Source organism: Streptomyces sp. 8L, assembly GCF_020176795.1.
In the GTDB taxonomy this organism is placed as follows: Bacteria; Actinomycetota; Actinomycetes; order Streptomycetales; family Streptomycetaceae; genus Streptomyces.
On the sequence record NZ_JAIUKE010000258.1, the window covers coordinates 1 to 17,663 of the forward strand.

Consider the following 17,663-nt stretch of genomic DNA (forward strand, 5'->3'; position numbering starts at 1 on the left):
CCCCCACCCTCCGGGCGGGGACCCCCACTCGCCCCAACCTCCGGCCGGGGGGGGCGGCCCCCGCACAGAACCCCGCTCACTGATCCGACCTGATCCAGTGGAGCCCCCGGATGCGAGCCTGGCGGAACCGATCCGTCAGGGCTGATCACGAACCGTGAGCCGGGCGGCGGAGAGCCGGCCGACGCACCGGACCACCGGCGGGGCCGGTCCCGCGGCCCGGGCGTTCACGCCGGATTGGAGCCGGTCTGCGGGCTCGCCAGCCAGCCACTGGCCAGGCACAGGCCCGTCGTCCGCTGGACGGCGGCGAAGCCGAACGGGCGGTCCAGGGTCGCGATGACGCGTTCGACCCGCGTCGTGGGCCGCATCGCGGCCGCGGTGCGGAAACCGAACGCCGTCACCGCCGCGGCCTTGAAGCCTGCCGGGCCGAACTCCGCCATCGCCGCCTGCGCCGCCGAGTGGATCGCGAGCGGGGAAGGGCTGATGCCGGGGAAGTGGCCCCGGCTCGTGTCGCACGCCGAGACAAGGCCGAAGACCTCCGCCTCGCGCAGCAGGTCGTGCTCGGCGGTGAGGCGGAACGGCGGCAGGTTCAGCGACAGGACCGGCTCGGGGCGCACCGCGTCGATGTGGTCCTTGGCGAGTCCCGGCGCGATGTCCGCGCCGACCGGCAGCCGGTCGGCCGGCGTCGCCTCGTACCGGCCCGCCAGTACGGCCGCCCCGCCGCCCACGACCTCGCCGGGTCCCGCGCCGGGCGGGCCGATCAGCAGGTGGACGTCGATGCCGTTGCCGCCCCGCACCCCGATCAGCGTCAGCGGGCCGCCGGGTGTGCGCGCCACCCGCACAGGACCGAGACCGGGTGTGACGCGGGTCAGCCACCGCAGAGAAACGCCCGCCCAGGGTCCGGCCGTCGGGGTGTGCGCCGCGTGGTCGGTGAACGGCTGCTCCCACTCGGTGGTCAGGGCGAGCGCGCTCGCCAGCACCAGCGGCGTCCGGGGGCCGGTCTCGACCGGCATCCGGTCGATCAGACCGCCGGTCTGCCGCGCCGCCCACGCGTCGAGCGCCGCCCGGTCGGCCCCGGTGTCCCCCGACAGCAGGGCGTGGCTGCCGGCCGGGAGGGTCGCGAGCCAGGCGTCGCGCAGCGGCAGCGAGCGCTGTGTCCACAGCCCGAGCGCCGCGTTCAGCCCGTCGGCGTCCGGGAGTTCCGCGAGCAGTGCGCGGGCCGCGCGTGCCGCGTCCTGCGCGGGTGCGCCGACGGCTTCCTCCAGTTCGCCGCGCACCGGCCCGTCGGCCGTCTCGGCGAGCAGTGCGAGCAGCGGCCAGGCACCGGCCGCCGAGAACACCGTGTCGCGCCCGGGGTCGAGCCGGGCCGCCCACCGGGCCGTCAGGTCCGCCACCCCGGCCGCCGCCCTGTCCGTGTCCGCACGCCCCTGCCGCCCTGTCGACATCCGTCGCCCGCCTCCGTAGCCCGACTCGCTCGACCGCCTGTCCCGGCGGCCATCCCGGCGGCCGTCCCGGCGGCCTTTTCGCGGGCCGTCGCCCGCCCTGGAGCGCATTATGCGTCCAGCGTCACCAAGTCATCACTTCGGGTGAAACTGTGGCCCATGCTTGCGGCTCTCAACCGTCGGTTGCCACCCTGTTGCTGTCTGTCAACTCTGAGGGAGTGGCCCGTGCCGTTCGGTGAGCAGCCAGCCTATCTGCGGGTCGCGAGCGATCTCCGGCAGAAGATCATCGACGGGCGACTGCCGCCGCACACCCGGCTTCCCTCACAGGCCCGCATCCGCGAGGAGTACGGCGTCTCCGACACGGTGGCGCTGGAGGCGCGCAAGGTGCTGATGGCCGAGGGGCTGGTCGAAGGCCGCTCGGGTTCCGGCACCTACGTAAGGGAACGGCCGGTGCCGCGCCGCATCGCGCGCTCCGGCTACCGGCCCGCGACCGGTTCGAGCCCCTTCAGGCAGGAGCAGGCCGACGAGGGCGCGCGGGGGACCTGGGAGTCCCGCAGCGAGCAGGAGTGCGCCTCGCCGGAGATCGCGGCGCGGCTCGGCATCGGTGCGGGCGACCGGGTGATGCGAACGCGGTACGTGTTCCGGGGGGAGGGCGACCCGATGATGCTGTCCACGTCGTGGGAGCCGCTCGCGCTCACGGGGCGCACGCCCGTGATGCTGCCCGAGGAGGGTCCCCTCGGCGGCTGCGGCGTGGTCGAGCGGATGGCCGCGATCGACGTCGTCGTGGACAACGTCCTGGAGGAGGTCGGCGCGCGCCCCGGCCTCGCCGAGGAACTGCTGACGCTCGGCGGGGTGCCGGGCCATGTGGTGATGGTCCTGGAGCGCACGTACTACGCGTCGGGGCGGGCGGTCGAGACGGCGGACGTGGTCGTGCCGGCGGACCGGTTCAGGATCGCGTACCACCTGTCGGTGAAGTAGCCGGACCGCCCCGCGTGCGCGGAGTGATCGCGGGAACACGGTGTGCGCGCCCGGTGCGGCGCCCGGCGCGCGGTGATCGGGGGCAGGTCCGCGGGCGCGGGGCGCGTACCGGCGCATACCAGGCGCACGTGGGGGCGTAGTCGGGGGCGCGCGCAGCATCCACGCGACCGCTCTTTTCGGTGTATTCATGGCCGGAAGTTGTCTCTTCGTGCCATCACGCATTCATTGAGTGAGGGCCGGGCGTACGCTCCGGCATATGCGCATTGGGATTTCCTGGGGACGACGGGGGCGCTCGACGCGTCCGGAGATACGCGTGCGGGCGACGGCCGCTGCGGGGGTGCGGGCGTGAACGAAGGCGGAACCGTCGTGCTGCCCTGGCAGGTCATACGCGACGACGACAACGGCAACCGCTACCGGGTGGCGTGGTACGCCACGCAGGACGAGGCCCAACGGCTGGCCGAACGGCTGGACGGTCGGGTGAAGGAGCCGGTCTACTGCGTCGAGCGGCTGGAGCGGAACGCGTCATAGGCTCCGGCGCATGACGGAGCGAAGCACGACGGCGTCGGTGGTGGTCGCGGGCGCCGTGTACGACGGCGGACGGCTGCTGGCGGCGCGGCGCAGCGCGCCCCCGGAACTGGCGGGCCGCTGGGAACTGCCCGGCGGCAAGGTGGAGCCGGGCGAGCGCCCCGAGGACGCGCTCGTACGCGAACTGCGCGAGGAACTCGGCGTCGAGGCGGAGCCGGTGGAGCGTGTCCCGGGAGCCTGGCCGCTGGGGCGCGGATACGAGTTGTGGGTCTGGACGGTGCGCCTGGTGTCGGGTGAGCCGCGTCCGTTGCAGGACCACGACGCGCTGCGCTGGCTGACGGCGTCCCAGGCGGCCCCGCGGGGGCCGGGCATGGCGACGGAAGTGGCCGGCAGCGCCGGCACCGGCGCGGGGGACGGCCCTGGCGACGGCGACCGGGTGGACTGGCTGGACGCGGACCGTCCCGCCGTCGTCGCGGCACTCGCCGTACTGGGCCCGGCGCTGACGCGGGACGGTGACGCCGCCTCCCGCGGCCCCCGCTGAGCACGCGGCGACCGGGCCCCGTCCCGCTGAGGACGATGGGGACGAGGCAACCGGGCGCGGGGGACGAGGCGACCGGGCCCGCCGGGGCCCTTCCGGGCGGCGCCTGTCTCGGGCGACGGAACGACGGCGCCCTCTCGTACGGACGGGACGGCGGCTCGTACGACGGGACGGCGGCGGCGCCCGTCCCGCGCAAGGCGGGGGCCGCGCCCGTTTCGTAGGGAGCGGACCCGCGCGGCCAGCGCCGGTCGGGAGACCCCGATCGGACACACGGGACGGCCCCCGCTCCTCTCGGTCCGCACGGCGGGGACGCGGTCAGCGCCTGCCCGAGCCCCTGCGCGCCCCCCGCGGACGCCCCTCGCGCCCCCCGCTCAGCGGTGTGCTCACGCGTATGGGACCGTCGTTCGGGCATAACGCATATCAGGGACGTGGCGACTTCTCGGCGGTATCCAGGGGGTGCTCGCCCCGCCCAGTGCCGCACCAGGCGGTAGTTTAGGTCTATTTTCGGGTATGGGCTGTTTGATCCCCGGAACAAACGAGACAGCGGGGGGCGCCGCGTGCTGTGGGAAGTGGTCGGGTTGATCGACACCGAGGACGAGTCCGCCGAGTGGATTCTGCCCGCCGAGCCCGGTGCCGTGCGTGTCGCCCGTCATGACGTGCGGGACACCCTGCGCGCGTGGCGGTTGCCGCCCGGGGTGGAGGACATGGCGATGCTGCTGGTCAGCGAGCTGGTCACCAATTCGCTCACCTACGCGCCCGGGCCCATCGGCATGCGGCTCGAAATCCGGCCGCTGCCCGACGAGGAGGAGGTCCTCCTGGTCGAGATCTCCGACCAGCTTCCCGAGGCGCCCGTCGTGCAGCGCGCGCCGGGCCCCGAGGAGGAGCGGGGGCGCGGGCTCCAGCTCGTGGCGAGTTCCGCCCGCCGCTGGGGCACGAGACGCGGGAAGACAGGTAAGACCGTGTGGTTCGAGCTGCCTCTCCATGGTTAGAAGTCACAAGGGACGACGGTCGCGGCGGGTTTCACGCAGGTCCGGAGAGAAAGAGACCTTGCTGTGATCGTGAACGCCGTGTCAGCTGTGCCTGTAGTGCTGAATACTGCGGTGCATGGCCGGTCCGGTGCGTGAGCTGGAGGGGACGGTCGCGTGAGCGAGACACCAGAGATGCCGGATACGACGGGCGACGACGTCGTATGGCAGAGCAGCCCGCCCGGCTCCATCTACGAGCACATCAGGGTGGCTTCCTTCTCGATCGGGCCCGACGGCCTGATCGACCAGTGGAGCGCCCGTGCCGCCGAGCTGTTCGGCATCCCGGCCCGGGAGGTTCGGGGCAAGGACCCGCTGGAGGTCTTCGTTCCGGCAGAGTTCCGCGCGAAGGGCTATCGCAAACTCAGCGAGATCCTGGACGGCAAGGAGTGGACGGGCCTCGTCCCGTACCTGACGCCGGCGGAGCCGGGCGGCGGCGGTGTCCGGCAGCACAGCCTGGCCGAGGTGTACGTGATGCCCAGTGAGACGGACCAGGGCGAGCGGGGTGCCCTGTGTGTCGTCGTGGACGTGCGCGCGCTGCGCCGGATCGAGAGCGACCTCGCTTCTTCGCAGGCGATTTTCGGCCAATCTCCGTTCGGCTTCATTCTCTTCGGTACGGATCTGGCCGTGCAGCGCGTCAACCAGCGCTTCGCGACCGTCTTCGGCGGCGGGCCTTCGGACCACCGGGGCAAGTCCGTTCACGACTACCTCCCCCTCGGCGAGGCCGAGCGTCTTGAGGCCGCGCTGCGGCGCGTCCTGACCACGGGCGACCCGGTCGTCGAGTTCAAGATCGTCGGCTCGCGGCCGGGCACCGACGAGCCCGAGCGCCGCCACTGGTCGCTCAACCTCTACCGGGTCGGCGCCGGGGCCGGCCGCACGCTGGGCGTCGCCGCCGTCGCCACGGACATCACGCACCGCCACGTCGCCGCCCGCGAGGCCGCGAGCGCCCGCCGCAACCTCGCGCTGCTCAACGAGGCGAGCGCCCGTATCGGCAACTCGCTCGACCTGGAGACCACCGCCCGCGAGCTGCTGAGCGTCGCGGTGCCCAACTTCTGCGACATCGCCTCCGTCGACCTGTACCAGTCGCTGCTGACCGGCGACGAGGCCCCGCCCGGCCGGTGGGCCGCCTCCTCCCAGGAGTCCGGCGGCGGTACGGCCCGGCTGCGGCGCGTCGCGTTCGCGAGCGCCGTCTCGGACGTCCCGCTGTCCGGCCCCGACGAGACCCACGACGGCTACGTCTCGCCCGAGGTCGGCGCCGTCCACAGCTTCCCGTTCAGCTCGCAGAGCGCGGGCGCGCTGCGCAGCGCCCGGGTGCGGTCGATACCGGGCGAGCCCGGCAGCCTGCTCCAGTCCACGCTGGCGGTGCCGATGGTCGCCCACGACACCGTCGTCGGCCTCGTCCAGTTCGCGCGCGCCAAGGGCAGTGAGCCGTTCGGCGACCGCGACCGCGGCCTCGCCGTGGAACTCGCGGCCCGCGCCGCCGTCTGCATCGACAACGCACGCCTGTACCGGCGCGAGCACGAGCGCGCCCTGATCCTCCAGCGCAGCCTGCTGCCGCCGGGCGACCCCGAGGCGGCGGGCCTCGACATCGCCTGCCGCTACCTGCCGGGCAACGCGGCGACAGAGGTCGGAGGCGACTGGTTCGACGTCATCGAGCTGCCGGGGCACAGGACCGCCCTCGTCGTCGGCGACGTGATGGGCCGCGGCCTGCGCGCCGCCGTCGCCATGGGCGAACTGCGCACGGCGGTGAGGACGCTGGCGCTGCTCGACCTGGAGCCCGCCGAAGTGCTCGGCGCGCTCGACGAGATCGCCAACGGCCTCGGTTCGCCCAACGGCGCGCAGCAGGCCTCCCGCGTCGCCCACAAGGCGCGCGACGCCGACCTCGCCGAGGTCTACCTCGCCACCTGCGTCTACGCGGTGTACGACCCGGTCACCCGGCGCTGTACGTTCGCCAACGCGGGCCACCCGCCGCCTGTTCTCGTGGAGCCGGGCGACAAGGCGCTCCTGCTGGACGTGCCGCCCGGGGTGCCGCTCGGCGTGGGCGGGGAGCCCTTCGAGCAGGTCGAGGTCGAGCTGTCGGAGAACTCCCTCCTCGCGCTCTACACCGACGGCCTCGTGGAGTCCCGCGACCAGACGCTCGAGGAGGGCCTGACGGCGTTCAGGGCCTCGCTCTCGCACGCGGAACGCCCGCTGGAGGACGTCGCCGACCATGTGCTCACCACGCTGGAGACCGGTCACGGACAGGACGACATCGCCCTGCTGATGGCCCGTATCCGGGGGCTGCCCGGCGAGGCCGTCGGCGACTGGCGGCTGCCGCGCGAGCCGCGGTCGGTCGGCCGCGCCCGCGAGTACGCGCGCGCCCAGCTGATCGCCTGGGACCTGGAACCGCTCGTGGACACCATCGAGTTGCTGGTGAGCGAGCTGGTGACGAACGCGATGCGCTACGGCGAGGGGGAGATCAGACTCCGCCTGCTGCGCGACCGCACCCTCGTCTGCGAGGTGTGGGACGCGGGTCTGGTCCAGCCGCGGCGCCGGCGCGCCCGCGACACCGACGAGGGCGGCCGGGGCCTCCAGCTCGTCGGCATGCTGAGTTCCGCCTGGGGCTCGCGCAGGACGCCCCGCGGCAAGACCGTCTGGTTCGAACTGGCGCTGCCGGGCAGCGCGAACGCCGCGGAGCCGACCGTGGAGCAGCTCCTGAGCATGTTCTGACGCCCGGCGCGACGCGTCCCGACCCCGACGCCCCGGCGGGCCTTCCCGTGTGCGGGTCCCTCGCGCGTGCTGGACCTTCGCGCGTCTTCCCGTGTCCGGGCCCTGCGTGCGGACCGCTCGCCCGAACGCCTGCTCCGGCGCCATGTCCTGATCGCGCAACGGTTGCCGCCGGTCAGGACGGCCGCGCGGCCCTCGCCCGTACGCTGAGTCCCCTTCGCGGCCTCGGGGCCGCGCCCTGGGGAGGGGATGCGCGGTGCCGGATCGTATGCGCGGACGCACGGCGGTGGCGATGGGGCGGATGTGGCGGGGGCCGCGCGGCACGTGGACCCGGCGGATCGCGGTGGTGGTCGCCGCATGCGTCGTCCTGCCGGTCGTCACGGCCGGGGCCGCGCTGCGCCTCACGTACACGGGCGACCTCAAGGACGGCACCCGCACCCGCGGCAGGGACGCCGTGTGGATGGGGCACGCCTGGCTCGACGGCCGCAAGGACGACGCGGACCTCGCGGCGTTCGCCCGGCGCGTCGAGGGCACCGGCATCAAGGACCTGTACGTCCACGCGGGCCCGCTGGAGCACGACGGGACGCTGCCCGCGGGCCGCTACGCGAGGGCCGGGTGGCTGATCGCCGCCGTCCACCGGAGCATGCCGGGCGTGCGGGTGCACGCCTGGCTCGGGGACGTCCTCGCCACCGAGGGCCCGGACGGCCTGCGGCTGTCGCGCGCGGCGACCCGCGAGGCCGTGCTCGGGGCGGCCAGGCAGGTGCTGGACGCGGGGTTCGACGGCGTCCACTTCGACCTGGAGCCGCTGCACTCGGGCGACCGCGACTTCCTGCTGCTCCTCGACGACGTGCACGCCCTCACCAGGGGCCGCGGCGCGACCCTGTCGGTGGCGGCCGCCCAGATCGATCCGCTGCCGTCGCTGCACACGGCGGCCGGGGCGCTGACCGACCACCCGAAGTGGTGGTCGCAGGCGTACTTCCGGCAGGTCGCGCGCCGGGTCGACCAGATCGCGGTCATGTCGTACGACACGGCGATGCCGCTCCAGTCGCTGTACGGGGGATACGTCGCGCACCAGACCTCCCTCGCCCTGGCGGCCACGCCCGCGGGCACCGACCTGCTGATGGGGCTGCCGTTCTACCGCGAGGAGGACATGAGCCACCACGGCTACGCCGAGACGCCGGCCGCCGCGATCCACGGCCTGCGGCTGGCGCTCGGCCGGGACGACGCGCACCGGGAGCGCTTCGGTGTCGCGCTGTACGTCGACTTCGCGGCCACGGCAGGCGACTGGAAGGCGTATCGCGACGGCTGGGGCGCCACCTCGCGCGCCTGAGCCGCCTGACCGCCCGAGCCGCCTGGCCGGCCCTGAGCGCGCCCGGCGCCCGGCGGCTCGGAGTGAGGCACGGAACAGCAGACAAACTTGCAAGTCTTCCTGTCGATTCCGTAGGCTTCCCGTATGTCCGAACGACCGGGAGACGCTCCATCGGAGCAGGTGGCGGCCGAGATCGCCGCCGTCGCCGGGCTGCTGACGCGCCGCCTGCGGTACACCTCGACCGACGCCGGCCTCACCGCGTCCCAGCGCTCCGCGCTGGTCCGGATCAACGACGACGGGCCGGCCACGACGGCCGCCCTGGCCCGCGCCGAGCACATCAGGCCGCAGTCGATGCGGATGACCCTCGGCGTGCTGGAGGAGCAGGGCCTGATCGAGCGGACACCCGATCCGACCGACGGCAGGCAGTCCGTCGTCTCGGCCACCGACCACGGCCGCGCCGTCCTCGCGGGGGTGCGCGCCGCCAAGCAGACCTGGCTGTCAAAGGTGATCGCCGAAGAACTCGACGCGGACGAGCGCCGCACGCTGGCCCAAGCGGCCGCACTGCTGCGACGACTGACCGAGAAGTGAGAGCACGGCCGACGTGAGCACCACCGACACCCAGGGCGCGAGTGAGCCGGACACGACCGGCTCCGGCGCCGTCACCGGCCCCGCGACGGGCGCCCCGACCGGCCCCGCGACAGGCGCCGCCACCGGTGGGCCCGCGGAACCCGCCTCCCGCGCGACGAAGGGGTTCGCCGGACGGCTGACCCTGCCCCTGCTGCTGGGGTCCCTGCTCAACCCGCTCAACACCACCATGATCTCCACGGCGCTGGTGTCGATCGGGCGAGACTTCGGAGTCGGCGCGGCCGACACCGCCTGGCTGATCTCCGTCCTCTACCTCGCGAGCGCCGTCGCACAGCCGGTGCTCGGCAGGCTCGCCGACTCGCTCGGCCCCCGCCGGGTCTTCCTCGGCGGGCTCCTCGTGGTGTTCGCGTCCGGTCTCGTGGGCACGTTCGCACCGTCCTTCACCTGGCTGCTCGTCTCCCGGCTGCTCCTCGGCATCGGCACCTCGGCCGCCTATCCGGCCGCCATGTCCGTGCTGCGCGACGAGGGCCGCAGGGTCGGCCGCACGCCACCGAGGACCGTGCTCGCCCGGCTGTCCTTCGCCGGTCTCGGCAGCGCCGCCGTGGGACCCACCCTCGGCGGGCTGCTCGTCGGGGTCTTCGGCTGGCGCGCCATCTTCGCCGTCAACCTGCCCGTCGCGCTGGCGGCGTCCGCCCTCGCGCTCCTCTTCGTGCCGAAGGACGCCACCGCTGCCGAGCGCGCGGCGGCCAGGGCCGCCGACCCCGCGTCCGGCGCCGCGGGGTCCGTGTGGCGGTCCGTGGACCCGCTGGGCATCGGCCTGTTCACCACCGCGCTCACCCTCCTCGCGTTCTTCCTCCTGGACCTCGGCCACCCGCTCTGGTGGCTGCTCGCCCCCTTCGCCGTCGTCGCGCTGGTCCTGACCCGCTGGCAGCTGCGCGCCAAGCAGCCGTTCATCGACCTGCGGATGCTGGCCGCCAACGGCCCGCTGGCCCGCACGTACCTCCGGCACGGCCTCAGCTACCTGCTGATCTACTGCGTGATGTACGGCTTCACGCAGTGGCTTGAGGACGGCCGCGGCTACTCCTCCGGCACGACGGGCCTGCTCATGCTGCCCATGTCGGTGGCCGCGCTGGTCTGTTCCCTGCTCGGCGCCCGCACGAAGGGGCTGCGCGGCCCGCTGGCCCTGGCGAGCGTCCTGCTGCTGGCAGGGGCCGGCCTGCTCGCCTTCGTGGGCGGCCGGACGCCCCTCGTGGTCCTGCTCGTGGCGGGTGCCTGCTTCGGCATCCCCCAGGGCCTCATCGGCACCAGCAACCAGGCGGCCGTCCAGTCGTACTCGCCGGCGCGGAGCATCGGCTCCGCCGCGGGCCTCCAGCGGACCGCCCAGTACATCGGCGCCATCGCCGCGTCGAGCCTGATCGCTCTCGCGTACGGCCAGAAGGCCGGCGACAGCGGTCTGCACCTCATGGCCGCGGTCTCCGCCGGCCTCGCGGTGCTGCTGATCGTCGTGACGCTCACGGACCGGGCGCTGCGCCGCGGCACCCGGGCGTGAGGGGCGCGTCCACCAGCGGCTTCCACGTCCCCTTCCGCTTCCGCTTCCCCTTCCACGGCGCCGATCCGGACCTCCGGCCCGCTCAGGCGCCCGTGTCCCGGCCGCGTCGCCGGATCTTGCTGCCCAGCCACACCAGCGGGTCGTACGCGCGGTCCACCGCCCGTTCCTTCAGCGGGATGAGCGCGTTGTCGGTGATCTTGATGCCCTCCGGGCAGACCTCGGTGCAGCACTTGGTGATGTTGCAGTAGCCGAGGCCGTGCTCGTCCTGCGCCGTGCGCTTGCGGTCGATCCCGGCCTCCTCGGCCGCGTCGAGCGGGTGCATGTCCAGCTCCGCGACCCGCATCAGATAGCGGGGCCCCGCGAAGGCGGCCTTGTTCTCCTCGTGGTCGCGCACCACATGGCAGGTGTTCTGGCACAGGTAGCACTCGATGCACTTGCGGAACTCCTGCGAGCGGTCCACGTCGACCTGTTGCATCCGGTACTCGCCGGCCGCCACTCCGGGCGGCGGCACGAACGCCGGTATCTCGCGCGCCTTCCGGTAGTTGAACGACACGTCCGTCACCAGGTCGCGCACGACGGGGAAGGCGCGCAGCGGCGTCACCGTGACCGTCTCGTCCCGCGCGAAGACCGACATGCGCGTCATGCACATCAGCCGGGGCCGCCCGTTGACCTCCGCGCTGCACGAACCGCACTTGCCCGCCTTGCAATTCCAGCGCACCGCGAGGTCCGCCGCCTGCGTCGCCTGGATGCGGTGGATGATGTCGAGGACGACCTCCCCGTCGTTCACCTCGACCGTGAAGTCCCGCAGCTCCCCGCCGTCCGCGTCGCCGCGCCACACCCGGAAGTGCGCCGCGTACGCCGTGGAGTCCGCGGCGCCGGACGCACCGGGCCCCGCTCCCGCATCCCCGCCGCCATCCGTACCGGTGTCCGTGCCCGTGCTCGTACTCACTCGTGGAACTCCTCTTCGGCGAGGTACTTGACCAGCTCCTCCTTCTCGAAGAGGGCGAGCAGGTCGGGACGGATCGGCGGGGTCTCCCGCCGGGACAGCGTGATCCTGCCCCGCCCGGGGCCCGAGGCCGCGAGCCCGCCGGACGGGTCGGCGAGCGCACAGTGCAGATTGACCCGGCGCCAGCGCGCGTCCATGCCGGGCCAGTCCTCGCGGGTGTGGCCGCCCCGGCTCTCCGTACGCTCCAGCGCGGCGCGCGCCACGCACTCGCTGACCAGCAGCATGTTGCGCAGGTCGAGCGCCAGGTGCCAGCCGGGGTTGAACTGCCTGTGCCCCTCGACGCCCGCGCGCCGCGCCCTCGCCCCCAGCTCGGCCAGCCGCTCCAGGGCCTCCTCCATCTCGCCGGCCCTGCGGATGATGCCGACCAGGTCGTTCATCGCCTGCTGGAGCTCCTGGTGCAGCGTGTACGGGTTCTCGGCGGGCGCGCTCGCGGGCGCGGGGGCGGCCCCGGGCGCGGAGGCCGCCGCCGGGGCACCGCTTCCGTCCGCCGCGTCCTCCTCCGCGCTGAAGGGCCGCAGCGCCTCGGCCGCCGCCGCGTCCACCTGCTCCTCGTGCACCGGCGGGCGCGCCGCGAGCGACGCCGCGTACTCGGCGGCGTACAGCCCGGCCCTGCGGCCGAACACCAGCAGGTCGGAGAGCGAGTTGCCGCCGAGCCTGTTGGAGCCGTGCATGCCGCCCGCGACCTCGCCCGCCGCGTACAGGCCCGGCACGCCGAGCGCGGCGGCCGAGTCCGAGTCGACGGCGACGCCGCCCATCACGTAGTGGCAGGTCGGGCCGACCTCCATCGCCTCCGTCGTGATGTCGACGTCCGCCAGCTCCTTGAACTGGTGGTACATCGAGGGCAGTCTGCGCCGGATGCGCTCGGGCGTCATGCGTGTCGAGACGTCCAGGAAGACCCCGCCGTGCGGCGAGCCGCGGCCCGCCTTCACCTCGGAGTTGATCGCGCGGGCGACCTCGTCGCGGGGGAGCAGCTCCGGCGGGCGCCGGTTGCCGTCCGCGTCCTCGTACCAGCGGTCGCCCTCCTCCTCCGACTCCGCGTACTGCTCCTTGAAGACGTCGGGGATGTAGTCGAACATGAACCGCTTGCCCTCGGCGTTGCGCAGCACCCCGCCGTCGCCGCGTACGGACTCCGTGACCAGCAGGCCCTTCACGGACGGCGGCCAGATCATGCCCGTCGGGTGGAACTGCACGAACTCCATGTTGATCAGCGGCGCCCCGGCCAGCAGCGCCAGCGCGTGCCCGTCGCCCGTGTACTCCCACGAGTTCGAGGTCACCTTGAAGGACTTGCCGATGCCGCCGGTCGCCAGTACCACCGAGGGCGCCTGGAGGACGAAGAAGCGCCCGGACTCGCGCTCGTAGCAGAAGGTGCCCGACACCCGGCCGCCGTCCTTCAGCACGCGCGTGACCGTGCACTCCTGGAAGACCTTCAGGCGCGACTCGTGGTCGCCGGTCTCCCGGAAGTCCTCCTGCTGGAGCGAGACGATCTTCTGCTGGAGCGTGCGGATCAGTTCGAGGCCCGTACGGTCTCCGACGTGCGCGAGGCGCGGGAACTGGTGGCCGCCGAAGTTGCGCTGGGAGATCTTTCCCTCGGGCGTACGGTCGAACAGCGCGCCCCACGTCTCCAGTTCCCACACCCGCTCGGGCGCCTCCCTGGCGTGCAGCTCCGCCATCCGCCACTGGTTGAGGAACTTCCCGCCGCGCAGCGTGTCCCGGAAGTGCACCTGCCAGTTGTCGCCGGAGTTCACATTGCCCATGGACGCGGCGATGCCGCCCTCGGCCATCACCGTATGGGCCTTGCCGAACAGGGACTTGCAGATCACGGCCGTACGGGCGCCCGCCTCGCGGGCGGCGATCGCGGCCCGCAGCCCGGCGCCGCCCGCGCCGACGACCACGACGTCCCACTGTCCGCGTTCCAGTTCCGTCATGTGTGGAAGATCTCCCTGCGGTTGCTGCCGGCCGGTCGCGGGCGTGCCCGCCCCGCCGCCGGGGTGTCAGAAGAAACGCGGGTCGGCGAAGACCCCGGACGCGACCAGGTACACGTAGAAGTCGGCCGCCGCGACGCTGATCAGCGACGCCCAGGCGAGCTGCATGTGGCGCGCGTTCAGCTTCCCCACCCAGCCCCAGAGCCGGTAGCGCACCGGATGCCGGGAGAAGTGCCGCAGCCGGCCGCCGATCAGGTGCCGGCAGGAGTGGCAGGACAGCGTGTACGCCCAGATCAGCACGATGTTGGCGAGGAAGACGAGGGAGCCGAGGCCCATGTGGCCCCAGGACGCGTTCGCGTCGCGGAAGGACAGCACGGTGTCGTACGTGAGGACGCCGGCGACCAGCAGGGCGAAGTAGAAGAAGTACCGGTGGACGTTCTGGAGGATCAGCGGCAGACGCGTCTCGCCGCTGTAGCGCGCGTGCGGCTCGGCCACCGCGCAGGCGGGCGGTGACGACCAGAAGGCCCGGTAGTACGCCTTGCGGTAGTAGTAGCAGGTCAGACGGAAGCCCAGCGGGAAGATCAGTACGAGCAGCGCGGGGGACAGGCCCCACCAGCTGCCGAAGACGTCCCAGTCCGCGCCGCCCTTCATGGGAACGCAGTCGTGCGCCACGCACGGCGAGTAGAAGGGCGAGACGTAGGGCGCCGCGTAGTAGTCGGCGTTCGCGAACGCGCGCCAGACGGAGTAGGCGATGAAGCCGAGCAGCCCCGCCGCCGTCACCGCCGGCTGGAACCACCAGCGGTCGGTGCGCAGATGGCGCTCGGCGATGGCCGCGCGTCCCGCGCCGCGCACGCCCGTACGCGGGTGGGGGGAGGAGGTGCCGTGAGCGGTGGTGCGAGGAGGTTCCGTGCCGGTGGCCAAGAGGTCTCCCAGATGAGGAGGGGCTACGGCGCCCGCCGGTCGCGTACGCCGAGGCCCTCGTCGTCCGAGTCCGTCCACAGCGCGCTGTCGTACGGGGTGTCGGGGATGGTGACCAGGTCGACGCGGTCGGCCGACTGAGGCCCGAACCGGTCCTCGGGAAGTCCCGCGAGGCTCTGTTCGAGGCGTCCGACCGTACGGACCAGGTCGTCGAGGCAGCGTCGTACGGCTGTCAGTTCTTCCTGCAGGGACATGAGTCGTTCCCTCACTTCCGCGGTCGCGGTGGCATACGGGGGTCACCCCGGGATGCGGCCCCGGGCGGCTCTCTCATGCGCGTAAGAAAGTGTTCCGCGTCACATCCGGCTTGGGAAGGGCGCGTACGCGAATGGGCCGCACGAGTGGCGTTGGGGGCGTGCGCCGACGTGTCTCCCGCCCCCTGTCCGTACGGCCCCCTTCAGTGGGAGGACATAGGTGTGATCATCTCTAAATTCCACAAAACAGGATGAAGAGGTACAAGTCATGTCCCAGGTCGGCGCCCCACGCGGGAGGACGTGCTCCGGGCGGACATGCCCCCGGACGTTCCGCTCCGTCGCGCTCCTCACCACCGGTGTCCTCGCCCTGCCCGGCCTGGCCGCGTGCAGTTCGGACCACGACAACGGCAACCCCGCGGCCGTCGACATCTCCCCGGCCTCGCGCGGCTCGCTCGCCCAGGGCGGCACCCTGAAGTGGGCCGTCGACACGGTGCCCGCGACGCTCAACGCCTTCCAGGCGGACGCCGACGCCACGACCAGCCGGATCGCGGGGGCCGTCCTGCCCTCGCTCTTCACGCTCGACAAGAACGGCGCCCCGAAGGCCGACCCCGACTACATCGAATCGGCGAAGGTCGTCGACCGGGAGCCCAAGCAGGTCGTCGAGTACAAGCTCAACCAGGCCGCCGTGTGGAGCGACGGCCGGGAGATCGGCGCCCCCGACTTCGTCGCCCAGTGGCAGGCGCTGCGCGGCCGCGACTCCGCCTACTGGACCGCGCGCAACACCGGCTACGACCGGATCGAGAAGATCCAGCGCGGCAAGGACAACCTGGACGTCAAGGTCACCTTCAACAAGCCCTACGCGGACTGGAAGTCGCTGTTCACGCCCCTGTACCCGAAGGACGTGATGGCCACCCCGAACGCCTTCAACGACGGCGCCCGCGCGGCGCTGAAGACCACCGCGGGCCCCTTCCAGGTCAAGTCCGTCGACCGGAAGGCCAAGGAGACCACCCTCGTACGCAACCCGCACTGGTGGGGGCAGCCCGCCAAGCTCGACTCGGTCGTGCTGCGTGCCGTCCCGATGGAGAAGCGCGCCACCGCGCTCGCCGCGGGCGACCTCGACGTCGCGGACGTCGACACCGGTCTGGCGGAGCGCGTCTCCTCCGCGTCCGGCCCGGCCGGCTCCGCCGCCCCCTCCATCAGGCCCGCCCACGGGGCGCAGGGCGCGGAGGGCCAGAAGGCCGGGCAGCCGAACGCCAAGGAGAAGGCCGAGGAGGCCCGCCGCGCCGCCGCGGCCAAGGCGGCCACCGAGGCGCAGGCCGCGAAGCTCAAGGGCGGGGAACTCGCCGCCTTCCGGGACGAGCAGAAGGCGCTGAAGGCGTTCTCCGTGCGCAAGTCGTTGGAGCCCGCGTACACGCAGCTCGCGATGAACGGCGAGACGGGGCCGCTCGCGGACGACCGGGTGCGGCGCGCCGTCGCCCGCGCGATCGACCGGCAGAAGCTCGCCGACGCCGTGCTCAAGCCGCTGGGCCTGCCCGCGAAGACGCTCGGCAGCCACCTCGCAGTCGCGGGGCAGCCGGCGTACGCCGACGCCAGCGACGCCCTCGGCAAACAGGACAAGCACGAGGCCGAGGCGCTGCTCGCGGACGCGGGCTGGACGCCGGAGGGCGCCCGCGAGGTGCCGAAGAACAGCACGAAGGCGGGCAGCGAGGGCAAGAAGACCGGCACTGACGCGCAGGCGAAGAAGGCCGAAGAGAAGCAGTCGGACACGAAGAAGGACGACGAGAAGAAGGGCGCGGCCGGGGCGGACACGGACGGCGCCAAGAAGAAGGACGACGCCGGTAAGAGCGAAAAGACTGGCGACGCCGCCAAGAGCGACAAGGGTGCTGCCTCGTCCGACGACAAGCCCGACGAGCAGCAGCCGGGCGGCATGGCCGGTGCCTACGCGCCGCACGGCAGCGCCGCCCCCGCCGCCGCGGCCTCGCCCGCCGCCGCGAAGAACGGCCCCCTCGGCAAGGACGGCAAGCCGCTGACGCTCCGCTTCGTGCTCCCGGCGGGCCAGAGCTCCGAGCAGCTGCGCACCGTAGGTGACCGGATCGCCACGATGCTGGACAAGGTCGGCATCAAGACCGAGATCACCAAGGTCCCGGACAGCAGCTTCTTCAAGGACTACATCGCGTCCGGCTCGTACGACCTGGCCCTCTACTCCTGGCCCGCGTCCGCCTTCCCCGCGACCGACGGCCGGCCGATCTACGCCAAGCCGCAGCCCGCGGCCGACGGCTCGCTGATGGTCGAGCAGAACTACACGCGCGTCGGCACGGACCGCATCAACCAGCTGTTCGACCAGGCGGCCGGTGAGCTGAACCAGAGCAAGGAGGACTCCCTGCTCAAGCAGGCCGACGCGCGGATCTGGGCCGCGGCCGGCTCCATCCCGCTCTACCAGCGGCCCGAGCTCGTCGCGGCGCGGAAGGACGTGAAGAACGTCGGCGCCTTCGGCTTCCAGGCGCCGCGCTACCAGGACATCGGCTTCACGACGCTCAAGGGCCACTCGGGGGCCGGCGGAGCCGGCGCCGAGAAGGCGAAGAGCGACGCGGCGAAGGCCAAGGCCGGCGACTTCGGCGACTCCGGCGACTCCGGCGACGAGGACTCCTCGGGAGACGACGACTCCTGAGCGACCGGGCCCGGCCGGCGAGGACCGGCCGGACCCGCCCGCCGGGAAGCGGTGGGCCGGGAAGCCGCTCACCTGAAGATCCGGGGAAGAACAGGCGACCCGGCGGGGCTCGTGCCGGTAACCCCGGACGAAGAAAAGGCCGCCGCGCCCACCCGGGCCCGCCGTACGTCCTAAATCGCTTGGCCCCCCGGGTCCCCCGGGGGGAAGCCCGGGGGGGGGGGGGTTTAAACAGGGCCCGGGCCCCGCG

The 17,663-nt window shown here is 73.1% G+C and carries 14 protein-coding genes; 9 read left to right on the forward strand and 5 right to left on the reverse strand.

Going from position 1 to position 17,663, the window contains the following annotated elements:
• Positions 1-224 precede the first annotated feature (224 nt).
• Positions 225-1,442 carry a serpin family protein gene (locus tag LCE31_RS21475; protein WP_225016572.1) on the reverse strand — a complete coding sequence of 406 codons (1,218 nt, stop codon included), beginning with the start codon at positions 1,440-1,442 and terminating at the stop codon, positions 225-227.
• 222 nt (positions 1,443-1,664) lie between these two features.
• Between LCE31_RS21475 and LCE31_RS21480 the strand changes: the two genes are divergently transcribed.
• The 8 genes from LCE31_RS21480 (at position 1,665) to LCE31_RS21515 (ending at position 10,651) form a co-directional block, all read left to right on the forward strand.
• Positions 1,665-2,417, forward strand: a complete 753-nt coding sequence (locus tag LCE31_RS21480) for a GntR family transcriptional regulator (RefSeq protein ID WP_225016574.1) — start codon at positions 1,665-1,667, stop codon at positions 2,415-2,417.
• A 345-nt stretch (positions 2,418-2,762) separates the two neighbouring features.
• Positions 2,763-2,945 carry an SPOR domain-containing protein gene (locus LCE31_RS21485; protein ID WP_225016576.1) on the forward strand — a complete coding sequence of 61 codons (183 nt, stop codon included), beginning with the start codon at positions 2,763-2,765 and terminating at the stop codon, positions 2,943-2,945.
• A gap of 10 nt (positions 2,946-2,955) precedes the next feature.
• Positions 2,956-3,483, forward strand: coding sequence for a (deoxy)nucleoside triphosphate pyrophosphohydrolase (locus LCE31_RS21490; RefSeq protein ID WP_225016578.1), 528 nt, complete (start codon positions 2,956-2,958; stop codon positions 3,481-3,483).
• 566 nt (positions 3,484-4,049) lie between these two features.
• Positions 4,050-4,469 (forward strand): ATP-binding protein, encoded by a 420-nt coding sequence (locus LCE31_RS21495; RefSeq protein WP_225016594.1) that lies wholly within the window; start codon positions 4,050-4,052, stop codon positions 4,467-4,469.
• A gap of 171 nt (positions 4,470-4,640) precedes the next feature.
• Positions 4,641-7,211 carry a SpoIIE family protein phosphatase gene (locus tag LCE31_RS21500; RefSeq protein ID WP_225016596.1) on the forward strand — a complete coding sequence of 857 codons (2,571 nt, stop codon included), beginning with the start codon at positions 4,641-4,643 and terminating at the stop codon, positions 7,209-7,211.
• 265 nt (positions 7,212-7,476) lie between these two features.
• Entirely contained in the window at positions 7,477-8,538 is a 1,062-nt protein-coding gene (locus tag LCE31_RS21505; protein ID WP_374118516.1) for a hypothetical protein, read from the forward strand.
• A 123-nt stretch (positions 8,539-8,661) separates the two neighbouring features.
• The gene (locus LCE31_RS21510; RefSeq protein ID WP_225016580.1) at positions 8,662-9,105 is read left to right on the forward strand and encodes a MarR family winged helix-turn-helix transcriptional regulator; all 444 of its coding nucleotides are present in this window, start codon (positions 8,662-8,664) and stop codon (positions 9,103-9,105) included.
• Between the two features lie 226 nt (positions 9,106-9,331).
• Entirely contained in the window at positions 9,332-10,651 is a 1,320-nt protein-coding gene (locus tag LCE31_RS21515; RefSeq protein ID WP_374118517.1) for an MFS transporter, read from the forward strand.
• An 82-nt stretch (positions 10,652-10,733) separates the two neighbouring features.
• On the opposite strand, the gene LCE31_RS21520 is transcribed toward LCE31_RS21515, so the two are convergent.
• From LCE31_RS21520 to LCE31_RS21535, 4 genes are all read right to left on the reverse strand, one after another.
• Positions 10,734-11,600: a succinate dehydrogenase/fumarate reductase iron-sulfur subunit gene (locus LCE31_RS21520; protein WP_225016584.1), complete on the reverse strand. Its 867-nt coding sequence runs from the start codon at positions 11,598-11,600 to the stop codon at positions 10,734-10,736.
• Positions 11,597-13,582, reverse strand: coding sequence for a fumarate reductase/succinate dehydrogenase flavoprotein subunit (locus LCE31_RS21525; RefSeq protein WP_225016586.1), 1,986 nt, complete (start codon positions 13,580-13,582; stop codon positions 11,597-11,599). Before LCE31_RS21525 ends, LCE31_RS21520 begins: the two co-directional genes overlap by 4 nt.
• Before the next feature lie 66 nt (positions 13,583-13,648).
• Complete coding sequence (locus LCE31_RS21530; protein WP_225016588.1) at positions 13,649-14,500, reverse strand: hypothetical protein; 852 nt, start codon at positions 14,498-14,500, stop codon at positions 13,649-13,651.
• A 23-nt stretch (positions 14,501-14,523) separates the two neighbouring features.
• On the reverse strand, positions 14,524-14,751 hold the full coding sequence (locus LCE31_RS21535) for a hypothetical protein (protein ID WP_225016590.1): 228 nt from the start codon (positions 14,749-14,751) through the stop codon (positions 14,524-14,526).
• Positions 14,752-15,016: 265 nt separating this feature from the next.
• Here LCE31_RS21535 and LCE31_RS21540 point away from each other — a divergent pair, with 265 nt between their 5' ends.
• Positions 15,017-17,416 carry an ABC transporter substrate-binding protein gene (locus tag LCE31_RS21540; protein WP_225016592.1) on the forward strand — a complete coding sequence of 800 codons (2,400 nt, stop codon included), beginning with the start codon at positions 15,017-15,019 and terminating at the stop codon, positions 17,414-17,416.
• Positions 17,417-17,663: the final 247 nt, after the last annotated feature.

Excerpts from the sequence above, each read along its gene's own strand:
- LCE31_RS21475 (WP_225016572.1), bottom strand. The coding sequence starts at position 1,442 with ATGTCGACAGGGCGGCAGGGGCGTGCGGACACGGACAGGGCGGCGGCC.
- LCE31_RS21490 (WP_225016578.1), top strand. The coding sequence starts at position 2,956 with ATGACGGAGCGAAGCACGACGGCGTCGGTGGTGGTCGCGGGCGCCGTG.
- LCE31_RS21500 (WP_225016596.1), top strand. The coding sequence starts at position 4,641 with ATGCCGGATACGACGGGCGACGACGTCGTATGGCAGAGCAGCCCGCCC.
- LCE31_RS21505 (WP_374118516.1), top strand. The coding sequence starts at position 7,477 with ATGCGCGGACGCACGGCGGTGGCGATGGGGCGGATGTGGCGGGGGCCG.
- LCE31_RS21510 (WP_225016580.1), top strand. The coding sequence starts at position 8,662 with ATGTCCGAACGACCGGGAGACGCTCCATCGGAGCAGGTGGCGGCCGAG.
- LCE31_RS21515 (WP_374118517.1), top strand. The coding sequence starts at position 9,332 with ATGATCTCCACGGCGCTGGTGTCGATCGGGCGAGACTTCGGAGTCGGC.
- LCE31_RS21525 (WP_225016586.1), bottom strand. The coding sequence starts at position 13,582 with ATGACGGAACTGGAACGCGGACAGTGGGACGTCGTGGTCGTCGGCGCG.
- LCE31_RS21535 (WP_225016590.1), bottom strand. The coding sequence starts at position 14,751 with ATGTCCCTGCAGGAAGAACTGACAGCCGTACGACGCTGCCTCGACGAC.
- LCE31_RS21540 (WP_225016592.1), top strand. The coding sequence starts at position 15,017 with ATGTCCCAGGTCGGCGCCCCACGCGGGAGGACGTGCTCCGGGCGGACA.